The sequence below is a fragment of the Flavobacterium defluvii genome (genome assembly GCF_900129555.1).
Classification (GTDB): domain Bacteria; phylum Bacteroidota; class Bacteroidia; order Flavobacteriales; family Flavobacteriaceae; genus Flavobacterium; species Flavobacterium defluvii.
Genome location: NZ_FQWC01000002.1, coordinates 775,444 through 784,449 on the forward strand (window position 1 = coordinate 775,444; position 9,006 = coordinate 784,449).

Consider the following 9,006-nt stretch of genomic DNA (forward strand, 5'->3'; position numbering starts at 1 on the left):
AATATCCAAACCGATCAGTTAAACAGCCATTAAATGCCAAACAGTCCTTTTGGCTGTCGGTTTTCAACAGCACTGCCGTTTCCACAACACCTTTGTTTCAAAGCCCGCATTTGGCGGGAAAAGACAAAACTTTAAAGTGTTTGGTTATGGAAAAACAGAGAAAAAAAATCCTGCCGGCGGCATGGCTTGCGATGCTGGCGGGTATCGGCGCATCGGCGCAGGGAAACGGAACGGCAGGGATAACCGAAGCCACCCAGATGGTGACCTCGTACTTTGATCCCGCAACCCAGCTGATCTACGCGATCGGCGCTGTGGTGGGGCTGATTGGAGGGGTGAAGGTATACAACAAATTCAGCAGCGGGGACCCCGATACGAGCAAGACTGCGGCCAGCTGGTTCGGCGCGTGCATCTTCCTGATCGTGGCCGCGACGATCCTGCGTTCCTTCTTCCTTTAAAACGTGTCTTATGGGTAACTACAATATCAATAAAGGCATCGGCAGGACCGTTGAATTCAGGGGTCTCAAAGCGCAGTACCTGTTTATCTTCGCAGGCGGCCTGCTCGGTACGCTCATCCTTGTGATGATACTCTACATGGCAGGGGTAAATTCGTTTGTCTGCCTGCTGCTGGGATCGGGCGGAGCGGCCTTGATCATCTGGCAGACCTTTGCGCTGAACAGGAAGTACGGGGAGCATGGACTGACGAAGATCGCGGCACGAAAAAGACATCCGCGCTACATCATATGCCGCAGATCGGTCCGCAGATGTTTGATATGTTCCGCCAAATCAGCCGTCTTATGAGAAATACGTTTAAGACAGCCACACTGGAGAGCAGGTTTCCGCTGCTGGCGGTGGAACAGAACTGCATCATCGCCAAGGATGGGGATGTCACGGCCTGCTTTGCCGTATCCCTTCCGGAGCTTTTTACTGCGGGATCGGCAGAGTATGAGGCCATCCATTCCACCTGGCACAAGGCGGTGAAGACCCTGCCTGACTTTACGGTCGTGCACAAGCAGGACTGGTATGTCAAGGAAAACTACAATCCGAATCTGGAGGGTGAGGAACAAAGTTTCCTTGCAACATCCTTCGAGAGGCATTTCAATGAACGCCCGTTCCTGAACCACTGCTGCTATCTGTTCCTCACCAAGACCACACGGGAAAGGATGAGGATGCAGAGCAATTTCTCATCGCTCTGCAGGGGAACGCTGATTCCGAAAGAAGTCAGGGATCCAGAGGTTATCAGGAGATTTATGGAGTCGGTGGCGCAGTTCGAGCGCATCCTCAACGACAGCGGTCTTATCAGGCTCAATAGGCTGACGGAGGAAGACCTAACGGGAACCGATCACAGGCGGGGCCTGCTGGAGCAGTACCTGACCCTTTCCAAACAGGAGGGCGCATCATTGGAAGATATTGCCCTTGGAGCTGAGCAGGTTAGGGTGGGATCCAAAAGGCTGTCGCTTCATACGCTTTCCGATACGGACGACCTCCCTGCGGCTGTGGCATCCGATACCCGCTACGAGAAGCTCTCGACCGACCGCAGCGACTGCCGGCTTTCCTTTGCAGCTCCGGCGGGACTGCTGCTGAGCTGCAATCACATCTACAACCAGTACCTCTTTTTGGATTCCAGTGAGGAAAACCTTAAGAAGTTTGAGAAGTCAGCCCGCAATATGCACTCTCTTGCACGCTACAGCCGTGCCAACCAGATCAACAAGGAATGGATAGAGAAGTACCTCAATGAAGCGCATTCTTTCGGGCTGCGCTCTATCCGTGCGCATTTCAATATTATGGCATGGTCGGATAATGCTGCTGACCTGAAGCAGCTGAGGAATGACTGCGGAAGCGCCCTGGCACTGATGGATTGCAGGCCAAGGCATAACACGGCGGATGCAGCCACGCTTTACTGGGCGGGCATGCCGGGAAATGCGGGGGATTTTCCCAGCGAGGAGAGCTTTTACACCTTCATTGAGCCTGCGCTGTGCTTTTTTGCGCAGGAAACCAACTACCGGAATTCGCCCTCGCCGTTCGGCATCAAGATGTCGGACAGGCTGACCGGCAGGCCGCTCCATCTGGATATTTCGGACCTGCCCATGAAGCGCGGGATCATCACCAACCGCAACAAGTTTATACTGGGGCCGTCCGGAAGCGGCAAATCCTTCTTTACCAACCATATGGTAAGGCAGTACTACGAGCAGGGAGCGCATGTGCTGCTTGTCGATACCGGCAATTCCTATCAGGGACTGTGCGGGCTGATCAACAGCAGGACCCGAGGGGAGGACGGTGTCTACTTTACCTACACGGAGGACAATCCCATTGCCTTCAACCCCTTCTATACCGATGACAGGGCATTCGACATAGAGAAAAGGGAAAGCATCAAAACCCTGATAATGACCCTGTGGAAGAGGGATGACGAGCCTCCGACGCGTTCGGAGGAAGTGGCGCTTTCCAATGCTGTTAACGGCTACATCGAGCTGATCAGGGACGATGGGCATTCCGCATCCTTCAACGGCTTTTACGAGTACGTTAAGGAAGATTACCGGGAAGTGCTGAGGATAAAGCAGGTTCGGGAGAAGGACTTTGACCTTGCCAATTTCCTCAATGTTCTTGAGCCTTATTACAGGGGCGGGGAGTACGATTACCTGCTGAATTCGGACAAACAGCTGGACCTGCTCTCCAAACGTTTCATTGTCTTTGAAATCGATGCCATCAAAGACCACAAGATTCTTTTTCCGGTGGTGACAATCATCATAATGGAAGTGTTCATCAATAAAATGCGCAGGCTGAAAGGGGTACGCAAACTCATACTGATCGAGGAGGCCTGGAAAGCCATTGCCAAGGAAGGCATGGCGGACTATATCAAGTATCTTTTTAAAACTGTAAGAAAATTCTTCGGAGAAGCGATAGTGGTGACCCAGGAAGTTGACGATATCATAAAATCGCCAATTGTCAAGGAAAGCATCATCAACAATTCCGACTGCAAGATCCTTCTGGACCAGCGCAAGTACATGAACAAATTCGATGACATACAGGCGATGCTCGGACTTACCGACAAGGAAAAGGCGCAGGTCCTTTCGATCAATATGAACAACAATCCCTCACGTCTCTACAAGGAAGTCTGGATAGGGCTGGGAGGAACCCAGTCCGCGGTGTACGCCACCGAGGTGAGCCTGGAGGAATATCTGGCCTACACGACCGAGGAAACCGAGAAGATGGAGGTCATGCAGGCGGCCGCAGAGCTGGACGGTAACATCGAGCTAGCCATCAGGAAGATTGCCATGCTTAGGCGTGAGATAGAAAAGTAAAATATATAGTAATCTAAAATCAGATAAAAATGAAAAAAAATCTATCAATGGTTTATGCGGCGCTGATGCTTGCCGCAGCACCCTGCGCCAATGCGCAGTTTGTGGTGACCGATCCGGCCAATCTGGCTTCAGGCATACTCAACAGTGCCAATGAGATCATACAGACCTCCTCCACGGTTTCCAATGTCGTCAAAAACTTCAAGGAAGTGCAGAAGGTCTACAATCAGGGAAAGGAATACTACGACAAGCTCCAGGCGGTCAACAGCCTGGTGAAGGATGCGAGAAAGGTGCAGCAGACGGTGCTTCTGGTGGGCGATGTATCGCAGATCTACGTGCAGAATTTCGGAAAGATGATCAATGACCCCAACTTTACGCCCCAAGAGCTCATAGCCATCGGGAATGGGTATGCGGCGCTTCTGGGAGAAAGCACCGAGCTTTTGAAGGAACTCAAACAGATCGTCAGCACCTCAAGCCTGTCGCTCAATGACAAGGAGCGCATGGATATGATCAGCCGCATCTACAAGGAGGTGAAGGAATACCACAGCCTGGTGCGATACTACACCAACAAGAACATATCGGTGAGCTATCTCAGGGCGAAAAAGAAAAACGATGCCAGAAGCGTGCTTGACCTGTACGGGACTTCCAGCCAAAAGTACTGGTAGGCATGGAGTTCAATAATCTCCATGAGGTGCTCCGCTCGCTTTACGATGACATGATGCCCCTTGCGGGGGATATGGCGGCGGTTGCGAAGGGGCTGGCAGGGCTTGGAGCGCTGTTCTATGTGGCACTGCATGTCTGGCAGGCGCTGGCAAGGGCGGAACCCATAGACGTCTATCCGATGCTGCGTCCTTTCGCACTCGGTCTGTGCATCATGTTTTTCCCGACTATTGTACTGGGAAGCATCAATGCGGTGCTGAGCCCTATAGTCAGCGGAACCCACGGAATGCTGCAGGGACAGGTTCTTGACCTGAACAGGCTGCAGCAGCAGAAGGACCAGCTGGAATATGAGGCTATGGTCCGAAATCCGGAAACTTCGTATATGGCCTCCGACGAGGAGTTCGACAAGAAACTCGATGAGCTGGGATGGTCGCCCTCGGATATCGGAACCATGGCGGGGATGTATATGGACCGGCAGGCCTATCAGATGGAAAAGATGATAAAGCAGTGGTTCAGGAATTTTCTGGAGGTTCTTTTTCAGGCGGCGGCTCTGGTTATCGATACCGTCCGGACGTTTTTCCTAATCGTGCTTTCCATTCTCGGCCCCATAGCTTTTGCCATATCGGTCTGGGATGGTTTCCAGTCGACGCTGACCCAGTGGATCACCAGGTATGTCAGCGTCTACCTCTGGCTGCCTGTAGCGGATCTTTTCAGTTCCATGCTGGCGCGCATCCAGTCGCTGATCATTGAAAGGGACATCGAGATGCTTTCCGATCCGGCCTTCATACCCGACACCTCCAACACCGTTTACGTGATTTTCATGATAATAGGCATTGTGGGCTATTTCACTGTGCCGACGGTGACGGGCTGGATCATCCAGGCTGGAGGCGGAGGCAATTTCATGCGCAATGTGAGCCAGACGGCCATGAAAGCCGGCAACATCGCAGGAGCGGGCGCCGGTTCCGCTGCAGGAAATATAGCAGGAAGGCTGGTCAGCAAATCTTAATAACCGATAAAACTACAATAATGGAATTCAAGACTTTAAGAAACATAGAAAACAGTTTCAGGCAGATCAGGCTCTACGCGATTGTCTTTGCGCTTCTCTGCACGGGAATCACGGCATCCGCCCTTTGGTGGTCCTACCGTTTTGCCGATAGGCAGCGTGAGAAGATCTATGTGCTGGACAACGGGAAATCCCTGATGCTGGCACTCTCGCAGGATGCTACGGTCAACAGACCCGTCGAGGCCAGGGAGCATGTGAGGCGTTTCCACGAACTCTTCTTTACGCTCGCCCCCGACAAATATGCCATTGAAAGCAATATGAAGCGCGCCTTCAGCCTTGCCGACAAAAGTGCTTTCGACTATTACAAAGACCTCTCAGAGAAAGGATATTACAACCGCATCATATCGGGCAATGTGCAGCAGCGCATCGAGATTGACAGTGTCGTGTGCAGTTTCGAATCCTATCCATACCCGGTCAGATCCTATGCGAGGGAATTCATCATCCGATCCAGCAATGTGACCCAGCGAAGCCTTGTGACCAGCTGTCTTCTGGTAAACTCGGTGCGCTCGGACAGCAATCCTCAGGGCTTCAATATTGAAAAATTTGCGGTGGTTGAGAATAAGGACATCGAAGTTATTGATCGCTGAAGAAACAATATGAAAAAGATCTTAAGAAATCTGGACAGGTGGACGGGGGCTCTTGACAGGAGATGGGACAGGATGCCTCTGGAAAAGCAGCACCGGTTCATAAGGCTGTTTTTTTGGGGCTATGTGCTGCTGACCGCAGCAGTGATAACCAAGGTGTGGCGGGAAAGGTCAGAGAATTACCACATAATGGTTACCGGACATATAGATAATCCAATGGATAGGGACAAAAAAGACTGCTATCCGTCAGTTAAAGCAAAAAAAAAAGAAAGGAAATTTATGAAAACAAAAGAAAAAAAAGCGGGTGTCATGATTAGGGAATCGGCTTCGGAAAATCAAATGGATCGTGAAGATTGGAAAACCGGCAGGCTGGAGAGGCTGAAGAAACCTCTGATATTCGGTCTGATGGGCATCGTCTGTGCAGGATGCCTCTACCTGATTTTCAGGCCTTCCTCCGACAGCGGAAAAAAGCTGGATATAGGGCTCAACAGCATCGTTCCGCAGGCCGCGGACAATGAAATGCAGGGCGACAAGGCGAAAGCTTACGAGCAGGAGATGCTTGAGCAGAAGCAGGAGCAGAAGCGCAATGCGCTTACCACGCTGGCCGATTACTGGAAACAGGACAGCGTAACGGGAAATGAGCAGCCCGCAGCTGAACATCCAGTGCTGCCGGGTAGACTTGAATCCAGAGAATCAAATTCGGGACTCAGCACGTACCGGAATGCGCAGAAAGAACTTGGAAGCTTTTACAAGGACAGCGGCGGAGATGCCGATATGCTCCGCAGGGAGGTTGCGGAGCTCAAATCTGAGCTTGCCCAGAGGGATGCTGCGCCTTCGGTGACGGTCGACGGACAGCTGGCGCTTATGGAAAAGTCGTATCAGATGGCCGCCAAGTACCTGCCTTCAGCACCTGGTGCCCAGCAGCTGCAGAGAGCTGACTCGTCTGGACTTGCAAATAGGCCATCCAATGCAGATGCGCCATATTTTGCAGGAGCTGCGCCTCAGAGGAAAACTGCAGTATCAGTTCTTCACCCCACGGCGGAAGCTGGTGCGGATGCTGAACCCGGCGTGCGGCTGAATGCCCGATCTTTTTACACGGCGGATGCCAAAGAGCGGGAGGTTTCTGTCAGGAACAGCATCAAGGCCTGCGTGGACCAGACGCAGACGGTAATAGACGGGAGCGCCGTAAAGGTTCGTCTTCTGGAGGATGCCGGCTTAGCAGATGTCACTCTCGTAAAGGGAACGGTGCTTACGTCCACGGCCAGGATGCAGAACGGACGCCTTCAGCTCAAGATCAGCTCTATGGTGCTGAATGGCACCATTACGGCTGTGGATATAAACGTTTTTGACGTGGACGGGCAGCAGGGGCTTGCGGTGCCGTTTTCGCAGGAGAGAACGGCTGTTGGGCAGATGGCGGGCAATATGGGACAGCAGTCCGCAACGAGCCTGATGCTTACCCAGTCGGCAGGACAGCAGGTTGCCGCCGATCTGAGCAGGGGCGTCCTGCAGGGGATATCCGGCTATTTCTCCAAAAAGGTAAAGACGCCCAAGGTTATGCTTAAGGCTGGGTACCAGCTTTTTCTGGTTTCGAAAAAACAATAGCAATCAAAAGAATATAAAGATGAAAAGATATTATGAAAAATACTGGACGGCGCTGCTTGCAGTTCTCTGCGTCCAGCTGTGCTTTCCGCAGAGCAGCCTGCCGGTTATGGACGAAATCAAGGCCTGCCGTTTAGGCATAACATATGACAAGACTTCGCACCTGATTTTCCCATCGGAAATCCGCTATGCGGATCTGGGAAGCGAGCTGCTTATGGCAGGAAAGGCGGAAGATGCCCATAACGTGCTGCGGGTAAAGGCAGCTGTAAGGGATTTTGAGCAGCAGACCAATCTTTCGGTCATGACCATCGACGGGCATTTTTACAGTTTTGATGTGCATTATGATCCGAATCCGCAGACCCTGAGCTACAGGATGGGAAAGTCTGGCAGCATTGGATCTGAGGGAGCCCTTTTTGAGAATCTGGGACAAAGTTCTCCGCTGATGGTGGAAACACTGATGCAGCGCATCTATGAAAGGGACAAACGTGCGGTTAGGCATAGAAGGACAAGGGATGCCGGAGTGGAATTCAGGCTGAAAGGGATCTACGTCCATGAGGGAAAATACTATCTGCATACTGAGCTGAGAAACAGTAATAATGTGCCTTACAGGATTGATTTTCTCAATTTCAAGATAGCCGACAGGAAGAAGGCCAGACGAACTGCGGTACAGCAGACAGCCATATTGCCTCTGCGAATCTACAGGCCGGTTGATCAGATCAAGGCTGGAGGCTCAGAGCATAACATATATGTGCTGGACCTTTTCACCCTCGCAGACGGCAAGCTGCTCCTTATCGAGATATACGAGAAAAACGGCGGCAGGCAGCTGACCCTGAAGATTAAAAATTCGGACCTGCTGAAGGCGTGTCTTCTGAATAATCCATAGAGGAAATCCGTGCAGGACAGAAGTGCATGTCCGACGTAAATTCCTTAACGTGCGGACAAAATAAAACCGGCCAGATAGGTCGGTTTTTTATTTTTATTTAAAACTTTAAGACATTGTTTTGCAATGTTTTAAGTGCTGTAGTCTTAGGTTCGGCTTTAAGGCTGTTCTAGCGTCTACAGACCGCTGCGTTTGCCGAATACGGGCTGGAGAACGTCCCAGAGCTGCTGTTCCAGGATCTCCACAATGAAGCGCTCGACGGCCTGGTCGCTTTGCGAAATTACCTGATAGGCCGATATGGCCACCTCGTAATCCGCATCCCCGTCCCATTTGCAGAGGTGCATGGCATAGGTGCGGGAGCTTTGCGTTCCTAGATGGTCTTTGACCCTTTTTCTGAAATCCGTTGTCGAGCTTCCGACATAAAGGATCGAAGATGATTTCCTATTGTACTTGGAAAGATTCACCCTGTCCTCGTTTTTTGTTTTGAGAAGGTTCAGTGCATGATATGCTTCATATGCCTTGAGCAGCGTTTTTACCTTGGCTGCAGATTTGATTTCAAAGACATAGATCAGCGGATAGTCGCTTTTGGCAATTTTGTGGAGATGTTTTTTAAGCACTTTTTTGTCCCTGAACTCGGAGCAGTGGAATGAGGTTTCCAAAAACGGTTTTAACGTAATTTGTGATATCTGCTGCGATAAATCAAGGGCAAACCGCTCCGATTTTCTGACAAGGTTTTTTGTATCTATTTTCATTTTCCGTGGAATAATTTCAAATATACAAAATGCTGGAATGGGATTGAAATAATAGTAGGCGTGTTTAAAGGGGTTTCTTTTGCTTCTCCTATGTTTGTATAATATAATCTAAGTGAAGAAGGGCGAGAGCAGATTTTGCTTTAAATAGCCTTATGGTATATTCAAGAAAAGAGAC

9 protein-coding genes are annotated in these 9,006 nt (G+C 50.8%); 8 read left to right on the forward strand and 1 reads right to left on the reverse strand.

What is annotated here, in order from left to right; genetic code table 11:
• Window positions 1-146 precede the first annotated feature (146 nt).
• The 8 genes from BUC29_RS07560 to traN are packed head-to-tail and all read left to right on the forward strand — an operon-like array spanning window position 147 to window position 8,082.
• Window positions 147-455, forward strand: coding sequence for a DUF4134 domain-containing protein (locus BUC29_RS07560; protein ID WP_073414957.1), 309 nt, complete (start codon window positions 147-149; stop codon window positions 453-455).
• Between the two features lie 10 nt (window positions 456-465).
• Window positions 466-798, forward strand: coding sequence for a DUF4133 domain-containing protein (locus BUC29_RS07565; RefSeq protein WP_073414856.1), 333 nt, complete (start codon window positions 466-468; stop codon window positions 796-798).
• Window positions 795-3,296 carry a TraG family conjugative transposon ATPase gene (locus BUC29_RS07570; RefSeq protein ID WP_073414858.1) on the forward strand — a complete coding sequence of 834 codons (2,502 nt, stop codon included), beginning with the start codon at window positions 795-797 and terminating at the stop codon, window positions 3,294-3,296. Before BUC29_RS07565 ends, BUC29_RS07570 begins: the two co-directional genes overlap by 4 nt.
• Window positions 3,297-3,325: 29 nt before the next feature.
• On the forward strand, window positions 3,326-3,958 hold the full coding sequence (locus tag BUC29_RS07575) for a DUF4141 domain-containing protein (protein ID WP_073414860.1): 633 nt from the start codon (window positions 3,326-3,328) through the stop codon (window positions 3,956-3,958).
• A gap of 2 nt (window positions 3,959-3,960) precedes the next feature.
• Window positions 3,961-4,959: a conjugative transposon protein TraJ gene (traJ, locus tag BUC29_RS07580; protein WP_073414863.1), complete on the forward strand. Its 999-nt coding sequence runs from the start codon at window positions 3,961-3,963 to the stop codon at window positions 4,957-4,959.
• A gap of 20 nt (window positions 4,960-4,979) precedes the next feature.
• Entirely contained in the window at window positions 4,980-5,603 is a 624-nt protein-coding gene (gene traK / locus BUC29_RS07585) for a conjugative transposon protein TraK (protein ID WP_073414865.1), read from the forward strand.
• A 9-nt stretch (window positions 5,604-5,612) separates the two neighbouring features.
• Entirely contained in the window at window positions 5,613-7,202 is a 1,590-nt protein-coding gene (gene traM / locus BUC29_RS07590; protein ID WP_317043476.1) for a conjugative transposon protein TraM, read from the forward strand.
• A gap of 19 nt (window positions 7,203-7,221) precedes the next feature.
• The gene (traN, locus tag BUC29_RS07595; RefSeq protein WP_073414867.1) at window positions 7,222-8,082 is read left to right on the forward strand and encodes a conjugative transposon protein TraN; all 861 of its coding nucleotides are present in this window, start codon (window positions 7,222-7,224) and stop codon (window positions 8,080-8,082) included.
• Between the two features lie 173 nt (window positions 8,083-8,255).
• Here traN and BUC29_RS07600 read toward each other — a convergent pair whose 3' ends face one another.
• Window positions 8,256-8,831 (reverse strand): GIY-YIG nuclease family protein, encoded by a 576-nt coding sequence (locus BUC29_RS07600; RefSeq protein ID WP_073414868.1) that lies wholly within the window; start codon window positions 8,829-8,831, stop codon window positions 8,256-8,258.
• Window positions 8,832-9,006: the final 175 nt, after the last annotated feature.